Annotated in this window: 18 protein-coding genes and 1 other RNA gene; 8 read left to right on the top strand and 11 right to left on the bottom strand. The window is 40.2% G+C overall.

Annotated elements, in window-relative coordinates:
• Window positions 1-238: 238 nt before the first annotated feature.
• The 5 genes from L4F93_RS10545 (at window position 239) to cydC (ending at window position 7,153) form a co-directional block, all read left to right on the top strand.
• A complete protein-coding gene (locus L4F93_RS10545) occupies window positions 239-1,588 on the top strand; it encodes a GntP family permease (RefSeq protein WP_250350206.1) in 1,350 nt (449 codons plus the stop codon).
• Window positions 1,589-1,703: 115 nt separating this feature from the next.
• Window positions 1,704-2,555, top strand: a complete 852-nt coding sequence (locus tag L4F93_RS10540) for a co-chaperone YbbN (RefSeq protein WP_250350205.1) — start codon at window positions 1,704-1,706, stop codon at window positions 2,553-2,555.
• A 56-nt stretch (window positions 2,556-2,611) separates the two neighbouring features.
• Window positions 2,612-3,565, top strand: a complete 954-nt coding sequence (gene trxB, locus L4F93_RS10535) for a thioredoxin-disulfide reductase (RefSeq protein WP_250350204.1) — start codon at window positions 2,612-2,614, stop codon at window positions 3,563-3,565.
• A gap of 82 nt (window positions 3,566-3,647) precedes the next feature.
• On the top strand, window positions 3,648-5,423 hold the full coding sequence (cydD, locus tag L4F93_RS10530) for a heme ABC transporter permease/ATP-binding protein CydD (RefSeq protein WP_250350203.1): 1,776 nt from the start codon (window positions 3,648-3,650) through the stop codon (window positions 5,421-5,423).
• Window positions 5,423-7,153 (top strand): heme ABC transporter ATP-binding protein/permease CydC, encoded by a 1,731-nt coding sequence (cydC, locus tag L4F93_RS10525; protein ID WP_250350202.1) that lies wholly within the window; start codon window positions 5,423-5,425, stop codon window positions 7,151-7,153. The genes cydD and cydC overlap by 1 nt, the downstream gene beginning before the upstream one ends.
• A gap of 68 nt (window positions 7,154-7,221) precedes the next feature.
• On the opposite strand, the gene ffs is transcribed toward cydC, so the two are convergent.
• From ffs to L4F93_RS10495, 6 genes are all read right to left on the bottom strand, one after another.
• Window positions 7,222-7,320, bottom strand: an RNA gene (gene ffs, locus L4F93_RS10520) — signal recognition particle sRNA small type.
• 348 nt (window positions 7,321-7,668) lie between these two features.
• On the bottom strand, window positions 7,669-8,148 hold the full coding sequence (locus L4F93_RS10515) for a hypothetical protein (RefSeq protein WP_250350201.1): 480 nt from the start codon (window positions 8,146-8,148) through the stop codon (window positions 7,669-7,671).
• Window positions 8,149-8,265: 117 nt separating this feature from the next.
• The gene (rnd, locus tag L4F93_RS10510; protein ID WP_250350200.1) at window positions 8,266-9,417 is read right to left on the bottom strand and encodes a ribonuclease D; all 1,152 of its coding nucleotides are present in this window, start codon (window positions 9,415-9,417) and stop codon (window positions 8,266-8,268) included.
• A gap of 138 nt (window positions 9,418-9,555) precedes the next feature.
• The gene (gene fadD, locus L4F93_RS10505) at window positions 9,556-11,244 is read right to left on the bottom strand and encodes a long-chain-fatty-acid--CoA ligase FadD (RefSeq protein WP_250350199.1); all 1,689 of its coding nucleotides are present in this window, start codon (window positions 11,242-11,244) and stop codon (window positions 9,556-9,558) included.
• Window positions 11,245-11,318: 74 nt separating this feature from the next.
• On the bottom strand, window positions 11,319-12,032 hold the full coding sequence (gene tsaB, locus L4F93_RS10500; protein ID WP_250350198.1) for a tRNA (adenosine(37)-N6)-threonylcarbamoyltransferase complex dimerization subunit type 1 TsaB: 714 nt from the start codon (window positions 12,030-12,032) through the stop codon (window positions 11,319-11,321).
• Window positions 12,032-13,975: an ATP-dependent DNA helicase gene (locus L4F93_RS10495; protein WP_250350197.1), complete on the bottom strand. Its 1,944-nt coding sequence runs from the start codon at window positions 13,973-13,975 to the stop codon at window positions 12,032-12,034. The genes tsaB and L4F93_RS10495 overlap by 1 nt, the downstream gene beginning before the upstream one ends.
• A gap of 185 nt (window positions 13,976-14,160) precedes the next feature.
• Between L4F93_RS10495 and L4F93_RS10490 the strand changes: the two genes are divergently transcribed.
• Both L4F93_RS10490 and L4F93_RS10485 read left to right on the top strand, forming a co-directional pair.
• Window positions 14,161-14,649 (top strand): TlpA family protein disulfide reductase, encoded by a 489-nt coding sequence (locus L4F93_RS10490; protein WP_250350196.1) that lies wholly within the window; start codon window positions 14,161-14,163, stop codon window positions 14,647-14,649.
• On the top strand, window positions 14,649-14,963 hold the full coding sequence (locus L4F93_RS10485; RefSeq protein WP_250350195.1) for a c-type cytochrome: 315 nt from the start codon (window positions 14,649-14,651) through the stop codon (window positions 14,961-14,963). Before L4F93_RS10490 ends, L4F93_RS10485 begins: the two co-directional genes overlap by 1 nt.
• A gap of 48 nt (window positions 14,964-15,011) precedes the next feature.
• On the opposite strand, the gene nhaA is transcribed toward L4F93_RS10485, so the two are convergent.
• The gene (gene nhaA / locus L4F93_RS10480) at window positions 15,012-16,184 is read right to left on the bottom strand and encodes a Na+/H+ antiporter NhaA (RefSeq protein ID WP_250350194.1); all 1,173 of its coding nucleotides are present in this window, start codon (window positions 16,182-16,184) and stop codon (window positions 15,012-15,014) included.
• A gap of 392 nt (window positions 16,185-16,576) precedes the next feature.
• Here nhaA and nrdA point away from each other — a divergent pair, with 392 nt between their 5' ends.
• The gene (gene nrdA / locus L4F93_RS10475; RefSeq protein WP_250350193.1) at window positions 16,577-18,847 is read left to right on the top strand and encodes a class 1a ribonucleoside-diphosphate reductase subunit alpha; all 2,271 of its coding nucleotides are present in this window, start codon (window positions 16,577-16,579) and stop codon (window positions 18,845-18,847) included.
• 296 nt (window positions 18,848-19,143) lie between these two features.
• On the opposite strand, the gene dapD is transcribed toward nrdA, so the two are convergent.
• The 4 genes from dapD to prmC form a co-directional block, all read right to left on the bottom strand.
• On the bottom strand, window positions 19,144-19,971 hold the full coding sequence (gene dapD / locus L4F93_RS10470) for a 2,3,4,5-tetrahydropyridine-2,6-dicarboxylate N-succinyltransferase (RefSeq protein ID WP_250350192.1): 828 nt from the start codon (window positions 19,969-19,971) through the stop codon (window positions 19,144-19,146).
• A gap of 114 nt (window positions 19,972-20,085) precedes the next feature.
• A complete protein-coding gene (kdsA, locus tag L4F93_RS10465) occupies window positions 20,086-20,940 on the bottom strand; it encodes a 3-deoxy-8-phosphooctulonate synthase (protein ID WP_250350191.1) in 855 nt (284 codons plus the stop codon).
• A 21-nt stretch (window positions 20,941-20,961) separates the two neighbouring features.
• On the bottom strand, window positions 20,962-21,780 hold the full coding sequence (locus tag L4F93_RS10460) for a SirB1 family protein (RefSeq protein WP_250350190.1): 819 nt from the start codon (window positions 21,778-21,780) through the stop codon (window positions 20,962-20,964).
• Window positions 21,780-22,688 (bottom strand): peptide chain release factor N(5)-glutamine methyltransferase, encoded by a 909-nt coding sequence (gene prmC / locus L4F93_RS10455; protein ID WP_250350189.1) that lies wholly within the window; start codon window positions 22,686-22,688, stop codon window positions 21,780-21,782. Before prmC ends, L4F93_RS10460 begins: the two co-directional genes overlap by 1 nt.
• Window positions 22,689-22,695 lie beyond the last annotated feature (7 nt).

Raw genomic sequence — 22,695 nt, 5'->3', positions numbered from 1 at the left:
ACCATAGCAAAAAATGGTAAGTTTTAGTTACTGGTAACATCTTATTTTGTGATCTATTTCACAAATATTTAACAAAAATAACGCTTTTTTGCCTAATTATTTGAACTTTGATTAGAATTTCCCTAATAATATGCCTATCTATTTTACCTTACTAGCAGAATTTAATGTTACGGGTAAATTAGCAATTCGTTCCTCGCCCTTGGCGAAAAAATCAATCATCAAATAGTAAGGATTTTATATGTTGATTTTCACGTTGATCGCTTCAGTACTGCTGTTGCTTTTATTAATTATGAAATTCAGAGTTCACGCCTTTGTTGCATTAATTATCGTGAGTTTACTCACTGCACTCGCAACTGGCGTCCCTTTCAATGAAATTCTACCCACCTTAACCAAAGGCTTTGGTGGCACATTAGCCTCTGTGGCGTTATTAGTGGGTTTGGGGGCGATGATCGGGCGCTTACTCGAAATCACTGGCGGTGCAAAAGTGCTTGCTGATACGCTTATCAATAAATTTGGTGAAAAAAATGCCCCTTTCGCCTTAGGTGTGGCTTCTTTACTTTTCGGCTTTCCAATTTTCTTTGATGCTGGATTAGTCGTGATGTTGCCGATTATCTTTAGCGTAGCAAAACGCTTTGGGGGGTCTGTATTACGCTATGCTTTCCCTGCGGCAGGGGCATTTGCTGTTATGCACGCCTTTGTCCCACCTCACCCAGGTCCTGTGGCATCGGGGGATTTATTAGGCGCTAATATCGGCTTATTAGTGATCGTTGGCTTAGTATGCGGTATCCCAACGTGGTATATCGCAAGCTACTTATTTAGCCAATATTTAGGTAAAAAAGTGATGGTTGATTTGCCAAAAGCGTTCTTAAATGCAAATGCAATCAACGAAACAGCGGTGTTAAATCCACCAAGTTTTGGCAAAGTATTGACCATTTTATTATTGCCATTAGTTCTAATTTTATGTGATACAGGCTTAAATACCCTTTCTGTCGCAGGTGTGGTTGATGGTTCGCAGGCTTGGGTGCAAGGCTTACTTTTACTCGGTAAAACTCCTGTTGCATTATTGATTACGTTAATCGTTACCATTTTGTTGCTCAAAGATCAGCGTAGCAATGAGCAAATAGAAAAAATTTGTGATAATGCCCTCGGACCAATCTGTTCTATTGTACTCGTAACAGGTGCTGGGGGAATGTTTGGTGGTGTGTTGCGTGCAAGTGGCATTGGTAATGAGCTTTCTGCGATGTTCGCAGACACAGGAATGCCTGTGATTGTTGCCGCCTTTATTATTTCAATGGCATTGCGTGTTGCACAAGGTTCTGCGACGGTAGCCCTTACAACCACATCGGCATTAATCGCCCCAACGGTTGCCGCAACAGTCGGATTAAGCCAATTCGATCTTTGCTTTATCGTGATTGCAATTGCCTCTGGCGCAACCGTGTTCTCTCACGTTAATGACAGTGGTTTCTGGTTAGTCAGCCGTTTTCTAGAAATGGATACCAAAACCACATTAAAAACCTGGACAGTGCTAGAAACCCTCATCGGCTTTACTGGATTTGCCTTCGCCTTAGTGGGAAGTATTTTGCTCTAAGTAAAGATTTTTACTCAATCTTAAGTGCGGTGTTTTTTTCGGAAGTTTTTTCCCAAAAAGCACCGCACTTTTGTTACAATCAGTGATAATTTTTGTAACTCAAATTGGAGTAAAAATGACGAATTATAGTATTGATGTCAATCAGCAAAATCTCACCGAGATCTTACAGCAAACACAACAAACCCCACTCGCCTTACTTTTTTATGCCCCAAGCCATACAGATTCGGTTGCCTTTGTCAGTGTGCTTGAACGTTATGCGGAAAAATACCAAGGACAATTTTTATTAGGCAAAATTGATTGCGAAGCCGAACAAATGGTGGCAGCGCAATTTGGTATTCAAGCACTTCCTACCACTTATCTCTTTAAAGATGGACAAGCGCTTGATGCCTTTCAAGGTGCCTTAGATGAAAACACATTAGAACAGCACTTAAATCTTATTTTACCCAAAGAGGAAGAAATTAAATTCAACCAAGCATTAGATTTACTTGCTAATCAAGATTATGAACAGGCGATTCCACTACTCAAAGAGGCTTGGGAACTTTCCGATCATAAAAATAGCGATATTGCCTTACTTTATGCGGAAACCTATATTGCAATGAAACGACTTGAGCCAGCGCAGGAAATTTTAAATCGTATTCCGTTGCAAGATCGTGATAGCCGCTGGCAAGGATTACAAGCACAAATTGAATTATTAATTAAAGCGGCGGACACCCCTGAAATTCAACAATTACAAGCAGAATATGCGAACAATAAAAGCCCTGAGATTGCCTTAAAACTGGCATTACAGCTACACCAAGCCCATCGTAATGAAGAAGCGTTAGACTTATTATTCAGTCTATTAAAACAAGACTTAGGCGCACTCAATGGGGAAATCAAACAAGAATTTTTATCTATTTTAGCGGCGATGGGCAACAATGATCCAATGACCAATAAGTATCGCCGATTACTTTATTCGTTACTCTATTAATGTGTTTCCCTTATAATAGCAAACTCTCTTACTCAACGGATTAAATAGGAATTTTTATGTCAGAAATGAAACATTGCAAACTGTTAATTTTAGGTTCAGGGCCTGCAGGCTATACCGCCGCCATTTATGCGGCTCGTGCAAACTTAAGCCCTGTCTTGGTAACCGGCTTACAACAAGGTGGACAGCTTACCACCACGACAGAAATCGAAAATTGGCCGGGTGATTTTGGCGATACCACCGGCCCAGAATTAATGCAAAGAATGTTGCAACACGCGGAGAAATTCGATACTGAGATTATTTTCGATCACATTAATCGTGTTGATCTTTCTTCTCGTCCATTTAAACTTTATGGCGATGTGCAAAGTTTCAGTTGTGATGCGTTAATCATCGCAACAGGCGCTTCTGCGCGTTATATCGGTTTACCCTCTGAAGAAGCATTTAAAGGCCGCGGGGTTTCCGCTTGTGCCACTTGTGATGGTTTTTTCTATCGTAACAAGCCTGTTGCGGTTATTGGTGGAGGCAACACCGCGGTGGAAGAAGCTCTTTACTTGGCCAATATTGCCTCTGAAGTGCATTTAGTACATCGCCGTGATAGCTTTCGAGCGGAAAAAATCTTAGTTGATCGTCTGTACAAAAAAGTGGAAGAAGGAAAAATTATTCTGCATACCCACCGCACATTAGATGAAGTATTAGGCGACAATATGGGAGTAACAGGCATTCGTTTAAAAGATACCCAAACAGATGAAACCGAAGAACTCAAATTAGACGGTATGTTTGTGGCGATTGGCCACGCCCCAAATACCGAGATTTTTGCCGGTCAGCTAGAATTAAATAATGGCTATATTGTGGTGAAATCTGGCTTGGAAGGCAATGCCACTGCCACTTCGGTTGAAGGCGTATTTGCAGCAGGTGATGTGATGGATCATAATTACCGCCAAGCCATTACTTCTGCGGGTACCGGTTGTATGGCTGCCTTAGATGCAGAACGTTTCTTGGACAGCCAAGAATAAATCTCAGCGGTGCGTTATTGCCGTAATGCACCGCTTTTCTTTTTCATTATGACATCACTCATTAACTCTTTTACGCAGAATTATGGATAAAGCTCGCCAACGATACTTACAAAAATGGCTACGCGCCCAACAAAAACCAATAAAAACCTTACTTAGCCTAAATATTTTATTGGCTAGCCTTTCATCTCTGATTTTAGTGGCTCAAACCTATTTACTTGCTACCCTATTGCATCAGCTAATTATAGAGCAAATCGCAAGAGAAAATCTGATCGGTTATTTTATCGCTTTAGTCATAGGCTTTGCCTTACGCGCAATGATTTTATATTGGCGAGAACGCTTGGGATTTAAGTGCGGTCAAAAATTACGTTATTTTATCCGCCAACAAATTTTCACCAAATTACATCAAGTTGGCCCTGCGATGATCAACCAAAAACCCGCAGGCAGTTGGGCAACTATTATGTTAGAACAGGTAGAAAACCTACATAATTTCTATGCTCGCTATTTACCACAACAAGCCCTTTCGGTGATCGTTCCATTGATTATTTTGATTGCTATTTTTCCACTCAATTGGGCGGCTGGATTGATTTTGCTTGTTACTGCCCCGCTTGTACCTATTTTTATGATCCTTGTTGGGATCGCCGCTGCAGATAGCAGCCAAAAAAATATGCAAACCTTAGCAAAATTAAGTGGGCAATTTTTGGATCGTCTGCGTGGGCTTGAAACCTTACGCCTATTTAATAAAACGGAAGAACAAACCGCCCATATTGAGCAAGCGACGGAAGATTTCCGCGAAACCACTATGGACGTGTTGAAAATGGCATTTTTATCTTCTGCGGTGTTGGAATTTTTTACCTCAATTTCCATTGCGCTGATGGCAGTATATTTTGGTTTTAGCTATTTAGGCGAGCTTGATTTCGGTTCCTATGGCACACCAATTAGCTTGTTTATTGGCTTTTTCTGTTTAATTCTTGCCCCTGAGTTTTATCAACCTTTGCGTGATCTCGGCACTTATTACCACGACCGTGCCGCTGCCATTGGCGCAGCTGATGCAATTGTTGAATTTTTAGAACAGCCAATTTTAAATGAGGTAAAAACAAAGCAAAATGACTCTTTAAATGAAGCCTTGATAAATGAAAATATCGCAATCCACGCCCAAGATCTGGTGGTGTTATCGCCACAAGGCAAACCACTCACCCAAGCCCTTAATTTTCATTTGCCCGCTCAAAGCCATACAGCACTGGTAGGGCAAAGTGGCGCAGGAAAAACCTCATTAATCAATGCGTTACTCGGTTTTTTAGACTATCAAGGTAGTCTAAAAATTAATGGCATTGAGCTTAATCAAATCAATAAAACCCAATGGCGGAACAGGATCGCTTGGGTAGGGCAAAACCCTTTATTATTGCAAGGCACAATCCGTGAAAACTTGCTGTTAGGCGATATTAAAGCCAGTGATGAGGAAATTCAACACGCCTTAGCACAAGCCCAAGCTTCCGTATTTACCGATAAATTAGGGTTAGATGCAGTAATCAAAGAAGGTGGTATTGGGCTTTCTGTCGGGCAAGCACAGCGTTTAGCCATTGCCCGCGCTTTATTACGGCATCGCCGTTTATTGCTCCTTGATGAACCCACAGCGAGCCTTGATGCACAATCAGAAAATCTGGTGCTTTCAGCTTTACAAAAAATTAGTCCTGAACAAACGACCTTGATGATCACCCATCGTATTGAAGATTTGAAACAATGCGATCATATTTTGGTTATGCAGAAAGGACAAATCATTCAGCAAGGTCGCTTTGAACAATTACAAAATGAAGGATTTTTTGCTGAACTTCTTACCCAGCGTAAAGAGGATATTAATTAATGCGTACACTTTTACCATTTTTACGTTTATTTAAGCACGCCAAATTTGTCTTATTTTTAGGCTTAATCCTGATGATCACAGGACTTGCCGCCAGCATTGGCTTATTAACGGTTTCAGGCTGGTTTTTGGCAGCCACCGCATTGGCTGGCATTGGTACATTATTTAATTTTTTCTATCCGTCCGCTAGTGTCCGAGGCTTAGCGATTGGTCGCACTGTCGCCCGTTATTTTGAAAAAATCGTTACCCACGACGCTACATTTAGAATCCTTGCCAAATTACGTGTGCAAGTATTTCAAAAGATCATCCCTCTTAGCCCAGCTGTACTAAATCGCTATCGCAACAGTGATTTGTTAAACCGTTTAGTGGCAGATGTAGATACCTTGGATAGCCTTTATCTTCGCCTACTCGCCCCTTTTATCACCGCTTTTGTGGTGATTGGCTTGCTCACTGTGGGACTGAGCTTTTTTAACCTCTCACTTGCGCTATTTTTTGCCACTGTTCTCATCACACTGGCTCTGCTTGTGCCAACCATTTTTTATTATTTAGGGAAAACATTTGGGCATAAACTCACTCGCGCACGCGCGACTTACCGCACGCGATTTGTGGAATATATCCAATCTCAAGCGGAATTATTGCTGTTTAATGCAGAAAAACCACTCAAACAAAAGCTAGATGAAACAGAACAACAGTGGCAAGGTTTTCAACAGAAAGAAGCAAATTTAAGCGGATTTTCCACCGCACTTATGCTTTTGGCGAATGGGATTTTGCTTACCCTTACCTTATGGTTTGCCGCTAATGCTGATTTTGGCAATGACCGATATAGTCCTGCAATTATTGCTTTATTTGCCCTTGCTGCCCTGGCAGCTTTTGAGATTTTAATGCCTTTGGGTTCTGCATTTTTGCATATAGGGCAAATTATCGCTTCTGCTGAACGCGTTACTGAGATCACCGAACAAACGCCACTGGTGCAATTTAGTGGAGAAAAAACGGTGGAAAAACACACCGCACTTGATCTGTCTATTCAGCAAGTGAATTTCACCTATCCTGAACGCCAAGACCCTGCGCTAGAAAACATCACGCTAACTATTCCACAAGGGCAAAAAGTGGCTATTCTGGGTAAAACCGGCAGTGGTAAATCTACCCTGTTACAGCTTCTGGTGCGTAATTATGATCCGAATCAAGGGAATATTTTTCTCGCCAATCAACCTATCACAGACTACACAGAGCGCCATTTACGTGAACAAATGTGCTTTCTCACCCAACGTGTACACGTTTTTAGTGATACCTTACGCAATAATCTTCAATTGGCGAATCAACACCCCCTGCAAGATACCACAATGATTGAAGTGCTAAACCAAGTGGGCTTAGGCAAATTAGTCGAGCAAGAACAAGGTTTAGATCTCTGGCTAGGTGATGGAGGGCGTCCTCTTTCTGGCGGAGAACAGCGTCGCTTAGGCTTAGCGCGTATTTTGCTCAATCAAGCCCCTATTCTATTACTTGATGAGCCAACAGAAGGGTTAGATCGTGAAACAGAACGTCAAATTCTGCGCTTAATCCTAACCCATTGCCAAAATAAAACCTTGATTATGGTAACCCATCGTCTTACTGCTATTGAGCAGTTTGATCATCTTTGCATTATAGATGAAGGAAAATTAATTGAACAAGGCAATTATCAAACCTTAATGGCAAAAGAAAACGGCTTTTTCAAACAATTAGTGGAAAGAATTTAACTAAGTAGAAAGCTTTAAATAAGGATTGAGAAACTGGAAAATCTCGAAAAAAGAAAATCTGGGCGGAAACCTTCCCAGCTTGATCTCGGCACACGAAAAATCCGACTTTGGCTGCTTTCTTCCGAACCTGACCGAGTAAACCAGACCTCGTTGCGAGGAACCGAGAAGGTTTCCATTACATCTGCCACTAAACAGCAACAGAACGCTCGCATTATGCCCCAAGCCCTATAGAATTGCAAATTTTTCATTATTATTTTTGTATTAACTGGCTAAATAAGCAACTTCTTGTAGTTTGATTTTAACGTATCGCACAGCCAGTTAAAAAACGTGGCATAACCGATTAAAATCAAAATAAGAGAAACTTACTACTCGACAACAACATAGTATTCTTTTAAATTGAAAAACAAAAAGGACTGCCCTACTATGTACGGAATTCAGTCCTTAAAAGCTCAAAACTAAACCACCCAAATTTTGGGATTCAGATCAGTCTTAGTAAAACGATCAAAACATAGGAATTACTTCGGTTGATCAGCTTTTTTACCATATTTTGCTGCCATTTCGTCTTGAAGTTTTTTCAATTCTTCCGTTGCAGCTGTTGTTTTTTCCGTTTTTGCTTGAATCGCTTTTGTCGCTTCTTCTGACGCATTATTCATTAATGCTAAGCCATCTTTTGCAAGCTCTGAGGTTAATGTTAACACAGATTGCATTTTATCTTTTAACTGTTCGATTTCAGCACTTTTAATATCTAACGTATTCAAGCTCTTTTGCACTTCTGCATTTCTTGCACTTAATGCATTCATTGCCTCAGCAATTTGTTTTTCATCACCGGAAGATAATTTTTCCATATATTCTTGTTGAAAAGCAACTTGACTTTGTTGATTCGCTAAACTCCATTCCACTAATTTTTGATAATCTGCTGCGGGATCAGCCTTATTACAAGCTGCAATAAAAAGAGCGAAAAGCACTGCTGTACCTAATTTAATGATTTTATTCATTGTATTTTCCTTTACATAATAAATAACTAATATAGCTAAAAAGTTTAACTATAGGATTATTCTCATTGAGAGAACGCTATTCTAATCCCTATACTAAGAAATTGCCAAGCAATATAATTAAAAACTTTGTAAAGATTTGAGCAACATTTCACCAAATTCTTTACGCCATCCTTTTAATAAATCAGGTAAATCATTCGGATCTTGGTGTTTTATCCAGCACCATTTCATTAAACCTTCTAATCCTCGTTTACTTGAAATAGTCTCTATAGGCAACTCCGCTGGCGTGATTTCGTTTAATTTTTGCTGCAACATTTTTAATCCAGCGCGATAGCGTGGTTCATCAACCAAACGAACAATGGGGGAGGGATACGCTTCTTTAGGCGAGCGTTTTGCTTTCTCAACAAGCTGTAACATTTTTTTACCATTCACTCGCACTTCCATCGGCAATAATCCTAAATCAAGTAATGCCGAAGTATGCTTAGGAAGATGTTTCGCCACAAGCCACAAATGTTCACTTTTTACAATAAAATTTAACGCCACATCACGTTTAATGGCTTCTTCTAAACGCCATTTTGCAAGAAGTTTTAACGCCATTAAAGCTTGTTCATTTAATTTCCACGCATTGGGAATATCAAAATAAGCACGTTCAGGATCTCTTGGTTTGCTAATTTTTTCTAACAATAATTCACATTCATTTTGTACCGCACTTTGCCACGGTGTTTGCAATAAATGTTGTTGCATTTTTTCATATAGAGGAAGGAGATACCAAACATCAGCTGCTGCATAGCGTAATTGGACATCGGATAATGGGCGTGCGAGCCAATCTGTGCGTGAAGCGCCTTTATCTAGCTCTAACTGAAAATAATGATAGATTAAACTGGCAAATCCCATAGAATGACCAAAACCTAAAAATTGACTTACAACCTGTGTGTCGATTAATGGTGTAGGTAACTGTTTGAAATAGTGGTAAAAAATCTCAAGATCTTCTTTACTCGCGTGTAGAATTTTAATGACATTGATATCTGCAAGCAACGTAATAAAAGCGGAAAAATCATCAATGACTAAAGGATCGATCAGACTTACCTTCTCACCATCATAAAGTTGGATCAACCCCAACTTTGGATAAAAAGTTCTGGTACGAATAAATTCGGTGTCCAATGCAACGTAAGATTTTTCTCTCGCGCGTTGGCAAACTTCCTCCAATGCCAATGTTGAAGTAATTATTTGAAAGTGCGGTGGATTTTTGATTTCTTTTTTTATTGCTGACATAACCTTATTTCATTCATTTTTAATCACATCTCATAAAAAATACTGCAATGGCATTAACGCATTGCTTTATTTCAAATGAAGATAAAATGAAGGCGAACTTTTTGTCCGCCCTTGATTTATTTTTATCGCTTAAACCGATTAATGCGATGGACGCTTCGCTAATTCTTCATCGCGTAACACACGGCGGAGAATTTTACCAACATTGGATTTCGGTAACTCATCTCTAAACTCAATATCTTTCGGGATTTTATATCCTGTAAGATGCTGTCTGCAATGTTGGCGTAGCTCATCACGTGTGAGGCTTTCATCTTTTTTCACCACAAACACCTTAATTGTTTCGCCTGATACTTCGTGTGGCACGCCAATTGCAACCACTTCCGCGACTTTATAATTGAGCATAATCACATCTTCAATTTCGTTTGGATAGACATTAAATCCCGAAACGATGATCATATCTTTTTTACGATCGACAATACGCAAGCTGTAAGAGTCGTCCATCACCACAATATCTCCCGTTGCAAGCCAGCCATCTTTCAGTACTTCAGCGGTTGCTTCTGGGCGTTTCCAATAACCTTGCATCACTTGATCACCTTTCACCCAAAGCTCACCCGGCTCGCCAAGTTGCGCTTGTTCGCCATTGTCTTTGATAATTTTAATGTCCGTATTGGGAACAGGAACCCCAATAGTGCCATTGTGTTTCACCACATTTATTGGGCAAGCAGCAATCAGTGGTGAACATTCTGTCATACCATAACCTTCAATAATGCTACAACCTGTGGTTTCGTGCCAACGTGTTGCGACAGATTGCTGAATTGCCATTCCGCCACCCACAGAAAGTTTAAGTTGTGAAAAATCAATTTCTTTGAAATTCTCATTATTTAATAAGGCATTAAATAAGGTGTTCACCCCTGTAATCGCCACAAAGCGATGTTTTTTCAGCTCTTTTACAAAACCTTCAATATCACGTGGATTGGTGATCAGAATTGCTGTAACACCCAATTCAATAAACAATAAACAGTTCACCGTCAGGGCAAAAACGTGATACAGCGGTAATGCCAAGATCGCTTTTCGTTCACGGGTATGATCGCCAACAAAAGGATAAGCAATCCATTTTGCCTGAAATACATTGGTAATAATATTATGATGAGAAAGCATTGCCCCTTTCGCAACGCCTGTTGTTCCCCCTGTATATTGTAAAAAGGCAAGATCATTGCGTGTTAAATTAGGGCGAACATATTGGCGATATTTGCCAACGGCAAGCACTTCACGGAAAGTAACGGCGTGAGGAAGTTTATATTTTGGCACGAGCTTTTTAATGTATTTCACCACAAAATTCACCAATGTTCGTTTGCCAAAAGAAAGCTGATCGCCCATTCGGGTTAAAATAACGTGTTTAACCGCGGTATTGAACACCACTTTTTCAAGGGTTGAGGCAAAATTCGATACCACCACAATGGCTTTGGCACCGCTGTCTTGCAGCTGATGTTCAAGTTCTCTTGGGGTGTAAAGCGGATTCACATTGACGACAATCATTCCCGCGCGTAGTATGCCGAATAAGGCAATAGGATACTGCAATAAATTAGGCATCATTAACGCCACGGGATCGCCTTGTTGTAACTTCAATTCATTTTGTAAATAAGCAGCAAAGGCACGGCTACGCTCTTCTAATTTACGAAAGGTCAGCACTTGCCCCATATTAATATAAGCGGCACGATCAGGATGTTCTCTCACGGCTTTATCAAACATATCTAAGATGTTTTCATAAGCGGAGGTATCCAGTTCCCTTTCTGCCCCCTCTGGATAATTGATAAACCAAGGCTTTTCCATTTGTTATCCTTATTATTTTTATTAAATCTTGTGGATTTTATCACTCGCTCGCGAATGTGCCAAATCCTGATGCGTTATTCACGCCCCGGCAACTTTTTCCAAGTGACTTCATTGCGTAAATAAACGGGTTCAATTTCCACCGCACTTATCCATTGTTTTTGCCAGTAATAAGGCAATGCCAACGGTAGCATTGCTTTAGCGGAAGGTAAAAGAATGTCTGACGCTGTTGCCCAGTCAAGCTGCGAAAGTGCTTCATAAGCCCTCCAGCCTGTGCCAACTTTACGCCACTCGCCTTGTCCCTGTTGTGCAAGGGCGAGTACCTGTTGCGCTGAACACACCTGTTCGGCTACCACCTCATTCCATTGTAAAAATTGATGAGAATCCAAGCGCACTTGTTCTGCATTCAGTTGGCTGAAATACACCTCATTCATTCTTGCATCAATGGCACAGAGGACTTGCGTCGTGCCATATTGTTCATACGCTTGCTGAGCCATTGTCGTCAGATTAGAAATAGGAATCACTGGCAAATCAGCCCCTAATGCTAAACCTTGTGCAATTCCTGCGCCGACACGCACGCCGGTAAAACTGCCCGGCCCACGCCCGAAAACTAATGCATCCACTTGATTGAGCGTAATACCAGACTGGTTTAAAATTTCATCAACCATTGGCAAAATACGTTTTGTATGGGTGCGTTGTGCCAATTCATCTAAATGCGTTATTTCTCCTTTGTGCCATAAGGCGACGGAACACGCCTCCGTAGAGGTATCTAAAGCGAGTAAAGTTGTCATTATTTTTTCTCTGTTAAAAATTGAATTACGTTGTTTAAATCTCGGGTTCGCGTTGCGTTTGGTAAACTTTTTAAAAAGGTTTCGCCGTAGGTACGCATCACCAAACGGCTATCACAAATAATCACCGCCCCTCGGTCTGTTACATCACGGATCAACCGCCCAACACCTTGTTTTAAGGTGATGACTGCCTCAGGAATTTGAATCTCATTAAAGGGATCTTTACCCTGTAAGCGACAATCTTCCATTCGTGCTTTAAGTAAAGGCTCATCTGGTGCGGTAAAAGGTAATTTATCAATAATCACTAAAGAAAGGGCATCGCCACGGACATCTACACCTTCCCAAAAACTTGAGGTTGCTACCAGCACCGCGTGAGATTGGGTGGTAAACTGTGCTAATAATTGACTTTTTGCCGTTTCCCCTTGTAGTAAAACTGTTAAATCACTGTGCTCGCGGAAAAAATCTGCCAGTCCACGCATCATAGAATAAGAGGTGCAAAGGACAAAACAGCGTCCCTGATTTTTTTCGATGATCGGTAATAACATTTGCCCTAACTGCGTTTGTGTCTGAGATTGGTTCAATGCAGGCAGGAACCGTGGCACGCATAATAAGGCTTGCTCAGGATAATTAAAGGGGCTAGGCAAAATTTTCTGCACCGCATTTTCAATCCCCAAGCGCTGACAAAAATGCTGAAAATTGCCCCCAACTTCAAGGGTGGCAGAGGTGAAAACCCAAGCCGCCTCTTTTTTACTGATCTGTTCACCAAATTTATCAGCAACAGTGAGCGGTGTGATATGCAAGCCAAAGCCACGCCCCATTGTTTCATACCAATAACAATAGCCCACTAAATGAGTTTCTTGCAGGCGTTTTAACACCAACTGAATACTGGCAATACGTTCAAAAATGCTATCTAGAGTTTGTGAACGCCCGAGAGAAAGCTTCACTACGTCGGATAAAAAGGCCAATTTCTCTTGCAATAATTCTACGCATTTTTGCACCGCACTTTTATCTGCTGAATGCATTGAATGTTGTGCATATAACTCTCGCCAATTTCCTCGCCGATTACCTTCGCCCAATAATAGACGAAAATCTTGCACTACTTTAAGTAAAGTCTCAGCCGCCACGCCAAGCTGTTTCATATCTTTTAATTCTGTACGATAAACAATATTGGCATCTTTGCATAAATCAAATAATTGACGTGAAGTGAGAGATATGCCGAAATATTGGCTCGCCACATCAGCTATTTGGTGGGCTTCATCAAAAATAATGGCTTGCGCATTGGGAATAAGCTCACCGAAGCCACTTTCTTTTACCGCCATATCTGCAAAAAACAAATGATGGTTCACCACCACTAAATCTGCATTTAATGCTTTTTTGCGAGCGACTGCCACATAGCAATCCGCATAATTAGGGCAATCTGAACCTAGGCAACTTTCGGTAGTACTGGTGAGCTGGGGCAAAATCGGGCTATCTTCCGCAATCTCCACACATTCGCTTAAATCCCCCGTTTTGGTGGCATTATTCCATTTTCGCACTTTAGCAAGATCCGCTAATACGGTGCGATCCCCTAACACACCTTGTGCAATAAGCTGATCTAAACGCTCAAGGCAAAGATAATTGGCTCGCCCTTTTAATAACGCGATTTTCCCTGTGTAGCGCAACGCTTTTTTTATAGCCGGAAGATCACGATTAAATAATTGATCTTGTAAATTTTTTGAACCCGTGGAAATAATGGTTTTCTTGCCGGCAAGTAACGCAGGCACTAAATACGCAAAGGTTTTCCCCGTGCCAGTCCCCGCTTCCACCACAAGCGCTTGCTTGTGCGAAATCGCCTCCGACACGGCTTGCGCCATTTCTAATTGTTCGGCACGCGGGCGAAATCCTTTAATGTGCTGACTTAATACTCCATTTTCAGCAAACGCGTTGATGACAGTTTGGCTATCCATTCATTCAATTCGGGGTTAAGGGTAAATAAATTGGCGGCTATTCTAACAGAAAAATGCTATACAGTGTTGTACTGGATAGCGTTATTGTTCATTTACAAATCAAAAAATATTGAATGCGATATTTTGTGGTAACATAGCAAATCAATTTTTTTAATGGATAATAGAATGCTTTAATGGATAATAGAATGCAATTAAGACATAGTCTCAAACTCGGTTTATTAAGTGCGGTGCTTTTTTTGCTTATTTCTTGTAAAGATCAAACCGCCAATATCGGCAGTCAAGCACCTGATATTGCGGTTTTTGATTTGCAGGGCAATAAGGTGGAATTAAGCCAATTTGCAGGGAAAAAATTGCTGATCAATTTTTGGTCGGAAACCTGCGGCATCTGTATTGTTGAGATGAAATTATTACAGCAATTTTCCCAAAACTATCCCAATACATTACAACTTTTAGCCATTAATATTGATGGGGAACGTGGTAACACACAAGCGGTGGTAGAAAAAAATCAACTGACTCTGCCAATTGTCAAAGATCAGCTTAATATTACCGCTGAACGTTATCAGTTGGTTGGCACACCAACCTCATTCTTGCTTGATCCTAAGGGAAAAATCCTTTATAAATTTGAGGGTTTAATCCCAGAAAACGAATTACGAACATTCTTTGAGGAAAAATAATGAAAGGTTACGCTTCGACTCTATTTTTTATTGCAGGCACGCTATTGGCATTCAATAGCCAAGCCGATGAAAGCCTAGAACATACGCAAAAGATTTTTAACCGCACTTGTGCAATGTGCCACGGCAAGCAAGGGGAAAAATCGGCATTAAATCAATCTGCAATGATCAATAACTTAAAAACTGAAGAAATTCTCACCGCACTTGAAAAACGCAAAGCGGGTGAAATTGTCGGTGCGGGCAATGCCGCAAAATCTCGTTTAAGTGAAGAAGAAATCAAAGGATTAGCGGAATATATTCCAACATTGAAAAAATAGTATTAAAAAAATCGAGCTACTTAGAATAGCCCGATTTTTTACCTCATATTATTCCTTAGGTTTCGTACAGACCTTTAATAAGAAATACCCTCCTACCGCTGAAATCGCTGAGCCTAGCAAAATACCTACACGGGCAAAACTTGCCATTTCACTTGCCCCATCACCACCAAAGGCGAGCCCCGCCAAGAACATTGACATTGTAAATCCAATACCGCATAGCAAGGCAATGGCAAAAATCTGTTTAAAATTAATTCCTTCAGGCAATTTCGCAAGACGAAATAACACCGATAAATAACTAAATAAAAAGACACCAAGCGGTTTTCCAAGTAATAATCCTAAGATCACGCCTAAAGTGAGCGGTGAGCTTAACGTCTCTATCCCCATTCCTGCTAAGGATACTCCCGCGTTGGAAAAGGCAAACAGGGGCAAAATAAAGAATGAACACCAAGGGGCTAAAATATGTTCCATATCGTGCAACACTTTTCTGCCATTTTTCCCTTTGAGTGGAATACTAAACCCAATGATAACGCCAGCTAAGGTGGCGTGTACGCCCGATTTTAGCACGGATACCCATAACACTAAGCCGACAATCACATAAGGCCCTAAATTGGATACTTTAAAGCGATTAAGCAAAATCAACCCCACAATGGCAATACTCGCTAAAATTAACGCGCGCGTACTCAAATCCTGTGAGAAGAACAACGCAATCACAATAATCGCGCCTAAATCATCAATAATCGCTAGTGCAAGCAAAAACACTTTTAATGCGAAAGGCACACGACTCCCAAGCAAACCTAATACGCCCAGTGCAAAGGCAATGTCTGTTGCCATTGGAATTGCCCAGCCATCTTGATATTGTGGGGTATCCTTGGTGACAAACCAATAAATTGCCGCTGGCACAATCATTCCTCCCAAGGCGGCAATGGCTGGGAAAATGGCTTTTTGATAGCTTGAAATTGCCCCTGTGAGCAATTCTCGTTTTACTTCTAATCCCACAAGGACAAAAAATACCGCCATAAAGCCATCATTCACCCACATCAAGAGTGGTTTGTTGATTTGTACAATAGAACCAAATTGGATCACCACTGGCGCATCAAGAAAACTAAAATAAAAACGGCTCAAGGGCGTGTTTGCCAATAAAATGGCAAAGGCAGCGAAAAACAGCAATAACATTCCGCTGGCTGCTTCTAATTTCATAAAGTATCGAATGTATCGAACCATTAATCTCTCCTAGTCAAAATAACGGGCTTGAAAATAAACACCCAAATGGATCATTTCTTTGTAATAAGAAAAAGCAATATCATCAGTAAGTTTTTCTAACATATAAGGGAAAAATAGGTCAATAAAAATCGGCAAATTTCTCTTAGTTATTGAAAAATTTGTGATTTTTCACACATTTTTTAACCGCACTTTGCTTTTTAATTCCTGATAAAAATAAGGGGTAAATTCATTTCTATGATTTTTGCTTATTTATAAATAACTTAGTTTATGTCAAGAATTGGACGTAAAATTTAGTGCTTGCAGTTTCGTTAATAACACATTATCTTGTACCGCGTTTTCAATAAACCACTATATCTTGTGTTTTTACGCAACACCAACAAATCGGAATGTCTATGAATAAAGCTATGATGGTCACCAAACGTGACGGAAAACAAGAACCCATCGATTTAGATAAAATTCACCGAGTGATCACTTGGGCAGCAGAGGGATTGGATAACGTTTCTGTTTCTCAAGTAGAATTGCGTTCCCATATTCAATTTTATGAGGGGATTCGCACTTCGGATATTCACGAAACCATTATTAAAGCCGCCGCAGATTTAATCAGCAAAGATACGCCTGATTATCAATATTTAGCCGCACGCCTTGCGGTTTTCCATTTGCGTAAAAAAGCCTATGGGCATTTTGATCCTCCGCGTTTATATGATCACGTTAAAAAATTGGTGCGTTTAGGCAAGTATGATCAAGCCTTACTGACCGATTATAGCCGTGAAGAATGGGACGAAATGGACGGCTTTTTAGATCACTGGCGTGATATGACATTCTCTTATGCAGCAGTCAAACAGCTTGAAGGCAAATATTTAGTACAAAATCGTGTCACAGGTGAGATTTATGAATCTGCCCAGTTCTTATATATTTTGGTGGCGGCAAGTTTGTTCTCAACCTATCCAAAAGAAACGCGCTTAGATTATGTACGCCGTTTCTATGATGCGACATCGACATTTAAAATTTCTCTGCCTACACCAATTATGGCTGGGGTGCGTACACCAACACGCCAATTCAGTTCTTGTGTGTTAATTGAATGTGGTGATAGTTTAGATTCTATTAATGCGACTGCCTCTGCCATTGTGAAATATGTTTCTCAACGCGCTGGAATTGGCGTAAACGCCGGAGCGATTCGTGCCTTGGGTAGCCAAATCCGTGGCGGGGAAGCATTCCATACAGGCTGTATCCCATTCTATAAATATTTCCAAACTGCGGTAAAATCCTGCTCACAAGGCGGGGTGCGTGGTGGAGCGGCCACCGTTTACTACCCAATTTGGCACTTGGAAGTGGAAAGCCTGTTAGTCTTAAAAAATAACCGTGGTGTGGAAGATAACCGTGTTCGTCATATGGATTACGGTGTTCAGCTTAACAAATTAATGTATCAACGCTTAATCAAAGGCGGCGAAATCACCTTATTTAGCCCTTCTGATGTGCCGGGGTTATATGAAGCATTCTTTGCCGATCAAGATGAGTTTGAGCGTCTTTACACCCAATACGAACAAGATCCAGACATTCGTAAACGCAGCGTGAAAGCCGTTGAACTGTTCTCCCTATTAATGCAAGAACGTGCTTCAACTGGGCGTATCTATATTCAGAATGTGGATCACTGTAATACGCACTCGCCATTTGATCCAAGCGTTGCGCCGGTGCGTCAATCTAACCTTTGTTTAGAAATCGCATTGCCAACTAAGCCACTTTCTCATATTCACGATGAAGAAGGTGAAATTGCCCTTTGTACCCTTTCAGCCTTCAACTTAGGGGCGATTGCAAACCTTGATGAATTAGATGAACTTGCAGATCTTGCTGTGCGTGCCTTAGATGCCCTATTAGATTATCAAGATTACCCTGTGATCGCGGCACAACGTAGCTCTCTTGCGCGTCGATCTTTAGGAATTGGCGTGATCAACTTTGCTTATTATTTAGCTAAAAATGGCGTGCGTTATTCAGACGGCAGTGCTAACGATCTCACGCACCGCACTTTTGAAGCCATTCAATACTATTTATTAAAAGCCTCAATGAACCTTGCGAAAGAAATGGGGGCTTGTGAGTATTTCGATCAAACCACTTACGCCCAAGGTATTTTACCGATTGATACCTATAAAAAAGATGTGGATACACTCACTCAAGAGCCATTACATTACGATTGGGAAAGCCTACGCCAAGACATTAAAACCTTTGGTTTGCGCAACTCAACACTAACCGCACTGATGCCATCAGAAACATCATCGCAAATTTCCAATGCAACCAACGGCATTGAACCACCGCGTGGACACGTCAGCATCAAAGCGTCAAAAGACGGTATCCTCAAACAAGTTGTACCAGATTATGAAAACTTAAGTGAAAACTACGAGTTATTATGGGATATTCCAAATAATGATGGCTACTTACACCTCGTAGGTATTATGCAAAAATTTGTAGATCAATCTATTTCAGCCAACACCAACTACGATCCACAACGTTTTGAAGAAGGCAAAGTACCGATGAAAGTGTTGTTAAAAGATTTATTAACCGCTTACAAATACGGCGTGAAAACCCTTTACTACCAAAACACCCGTGATGGCGCAGAAGACAGCCAAGAAGATCTTGATGACGGCTGTTCTGGTGGGGCGTGTAAAATCTAATTTATCAAGAGCGGTAATAAATTTAATTATTTTTCCACACAAAATATAAGCCACCTTTGTAAGGTGGCTTAATTAAGGGGATAATCCTCTTTCTTTTCATTATTGTTAGAAACCATATTATTAACCCAAATATTCATTCTCCTTTATAGATATTCATTGATGATCTCAAAAGGCTTTTTATCTAAGCTTTTTTCTATAAAAACGCAATCACAAAGCGTTTATAATATTTTTCATAAAAAAATCTGCACAAGAAACTCTCGTGCAGATTTTTATTTTTGATCAATTAGTATTAAATATTACTCATCAATACTACGCAATAACTCGTTGATTCCTACTTTACCTAAGGTTTTCGCATCAACTTTTTTCACGATTACTGCACAATAGAGATTATATTTACCGCATTTTGAAGGAAGGCTACCTGAAACGACCACAGAACCTGCTGGTACGCGACCGTAATGGATTTCGCCTGTTTCACGATCATAGATTTTAGTAGATTGACCGATGAATACGCCCATTGAGATTACACAGCCGTCTTCTACGATAACGCCTTCCACCACTTCAGAACGCGCACCGATAAAGCAGTTGTCGCCGATAATGGTTGGGTTAGCTTGTAATGGCTCTAATACGCCACCAATACCTACACCACCTGAAAGGTGAACATTTTTACCAATTTGCGCACAAGAACCTACGGTTGCCCAAGTATCCACCATTGTACCTTCGCCAACGTAAGCACCAATGTTTACATAAGATGGCATTAATACGGCATTTTTTGCGATATATGCACCTTTACGCACAGTAGCAGAAGGTACAACACGGAAGCCTTCTTTTTGGAAACGTGCTTCATCATAGTCTGCAAATTTAAGGGCGACCTTGTCGTAATATTTGGTTTCTGCACCGTCAATCACTTGATTGTCGTTAATACGGAAAGAAAGCAATACCGCTTTTTTTAACCATTGGTGGGTAACCCATTCACCATCAATTTTTTCTGCAACACGGTATTTACCGCTGTCTAAACCTTCAATGACTTCTTCGATAGCAGCACGCGTTTCTGCATCTACTGTTTTAGGAGTGATTTCAGCACGGCGTTCAAACGCTGCTTCAATGATATTTTGCAAATTTGACATATTTTGTTTCCTATTCAAATGTAAAAATTAAAACAAGGCGGTATTTTTATCATATTTCCGCCTAAAACTCACCTGTTATTGTTTGTTTTTCTCTAATACTTAATCTTTAAACAACTAATTTGAGGTATCTAGCTCTTCAAAAGACTTCACTAAATCATCGACTGCTTTCATCTGGCTTACAAAGGCTTCTAATTTTGCTAATGGTAAAGCAGAAGGCCCATCGCATTTGGCATTTTGTGGATCAGGGTGCGCTTCTAGGAATAGACCTGCCAGCCCCACTGCTAGCCCTGAGCGCGCTAATTCTGTCACCTGTGCGCGGCGACCGCTTGATGCAGCCCCAAAAGGATCGCGACATTGTAAAGAATGGGTTACGTCAAAAATCACTGGGCAACCTTTGGAAACGGTCTTCATAACGCTAAAGCCAAGCATATCTACAATAAGATTATCATAACCAAAGTTTGTCCCGCGATCGCAAAGAATCACTTTATCGTTACCACATTCTTCGATTTTCTCTACGATATTTCCCATTTGTCCGGGACTTAAAAATTGGGGCTTTTTCACATTAATTACCGCACCGGTACGTGCCATTGCTTCAACAAGATCCGTTTGGCGCGCTAAAAATGCGGGCAACTGAATCACATCAACCACTTCAGCGACAGGCTTACATTGATAGATTTCGTGAACATCAGTAATTAATTTAACCCCAAATGTGTCTTTCAATTCTTGGAAAATTTTCAACCCCTCTTCCATTCCCGGCCCACGGTAAGAATGAATTGATGAGCGGTTAGCCTTATCAAAAGAAGCTTTGAATACATAAGGTACATTCAGTTTTTGGGTTACTTCAACATATTTTTCACACACTGCCATTGCCATATCACGGCTTTCTAACACATTCATTCCACCAAATAAAACAAATGGTTTATTGTTAGCAACTTCAATATTTCCAATTTTAATGACTTTATTTTGCATAATGTTCTCTAATATATAAATTTAGTGAATTAATTCTTTTGCTGCTTTTTCTTGCGCTTCAATATCTTTCTCAATTAGCGGTAATTGTTCTTTAAACATTATTGAGAAAGAATCATCTGGTCTTTTTTCAACAAATTCTTTAAGATCTTTCAATGCTTCTGAAAGACGCCCAAGTTGCATTTTTAAAATACCACGATCACGAATTTCATCTAATGTATCTGGATAACGTTCCAATACGTTCTCAACGTAAGTCAATGCTGGCTCGTATCGACTTTCTCGCATTAAGGAATTTTTCGCTAATTGCCCATAACGAAATTCTAATTCTTCTTCATCTTGCTCACCGAATAGGGGGACAGAAAATTCCACATCATCACCATAATGAAGCTTACAAATATATTCAATATATTTTTCTGAAGATTCTCTTCCTGTCCAAGGATCAAAATAAAGATGTTTTCCATTAACATCCGCTTTAAGCATAATATTGACTGGAAATTCCATTGCATAAATCGGTAAGGCTAATTTTTCAGCGAGATACAATAAAATACCACCGACAGAAATAGCAACCCCACGGCGATTTGTTAAAACATCGGGTAGATAATAATTAGAATGATCAAAAGAATTATTAGAATCAATCAAAAAGCCCCAATCAACATAAATTAAATCGATCAACTTTCTAATTTTTGCTTCATCGTCTTTCTCTTGCTCAATGGTTTCTCTTGCTTGAGTTAAAAAACCATTCATAATTGAATGAATATTTCCTAGCTCGCGTTGCCCATCATTCCCTGTAAGCACATAAAAATTAAGCATTTCATTATAAATTGCATTGCGATTTGTATTCATCAATCATTCCCTCTTGTATTTAATTGAGCTAATGTTATACGTTCGTGTTGGTGATAATCCTTACGAGAAATAACGTTATGCCACAAATTCTTTTGAAAAAAAGACCGCACTTTTTCTCCTTGCAGCCAACCGTGTTCCAATAACAACCAGCCTTGTGGTTTTAGATGCGTTGGTGCATTAATAATAATGTGCCGTAAATCTGCATACCCCTGTTCTTTAGCGATTAAAGCAGTTAATGGCTCGAATCGCACATCGCCCAACTGCAAATGCGGATCATCTTTATCAATATAAGGCGGATTACTTACAATGATGTCAAAACGCTGATCTTGTAAATTTTCAAACCAATTGCTTTGATAAAAAAGAATATTATCAACATCATTACGTTTTGCATTGTCTTGCGCTAAGTTTACCGCATTATCAATCAGATCAACACCCACAACCGAAACTTTAAATGATTTTTTCGATCTAGATCGCAATTCTTGTGCAAGCGCTATTGCAATTGCCCCTGTACCTGTGCCTAAATCTAATATTTTCAGTTCTTCTCCAAACTGAGCTGATGAAATACGTTCTTCCGCACAAATTAAGGCATTTTCCACTAAAATTTCCGTATCTGCTCTTGGAATAAGAGTATCTTCAGAGACCCTTAGATCAAGCGTCCAAAAAGGCTGCTGACCAAGAATATAAGCCATTGGCTCACAGCTTACACGGCGTTGCAATAGTTTTTCAAGCTGCGCTAATTCTTGTGCTGAAAGTATAGTTTCGGAAAAGGCTAAAAGAGAGGAACGAGAACGCCCTGTGACAAATTGTAATAATAGGTTAGCATCCACCTTGGGGTTGATAAAAGGATCTGTCTTTTTATTCCCCATCAGTTGCGTTTCTGCCCAAACGAGCCAATCTGCATAATTCATTCGGTTA

The organism is Avibacterium sp. 20-132 (assembly GCF_023611925.1).
GTDB lineage: Bacteria > Pseudomonadota > Gammaproteobacteria > Enterobacterales > Pasteurellaceae > Avibacterium.
This window is presented reverse-complemented; position numbering and strand designations above follow the sequence as displayed.